The organism is Parvimonas sp. M20, assembly GCF_035282425.1.
Taxonomy (GTDB): domain Bacteria; phylum Bacillota; class Clostridia; order Tissierellales; family Peptoniphilaceae; genus Parvimonas.
The window spans coordinates 1-234 of record NZ_JAYKBQ010000290.1 but is presented as its reverse complement, the minus strand read 5'-3'; the positions used below and the strand labels follow the sequence as shown (position 1 = coordinate 234).

General features: G+C 39.7%; 1 protein-coding gene. It reads left to right on the top strand.

Annotation, left to right across the window (positions count from 1 at the left end):
- Nucleotides 1–234, top strand: a 234-nt coding sequence (locus VJI93_RS09280; RefSeq protein WP_324009400.1) for a hypothetical protein, incomplete at both ends; no start/stop codon positions are given.

Here is a 234-nt window from a genome sequence, read left to right as displayed (position 1 = left end):
AAAATCGCTTATGCGGATATTGATGGTATATTGAGAGGTAAGTACATCACAACAGATAAATTCTTTAGCGCCCTAGAAAATAAAACCAGCTTTTGCAATGTCATTTATGGTTGGGATATGAATGATGCCTGTTATGATAATACTAATTATACCGGCTGGCATACCGGCTATCCCGATTCCGCTGCAGCTATCGATCTTAATAGCTTTCGGAGAGTTCCCTGGGAAGATAATACC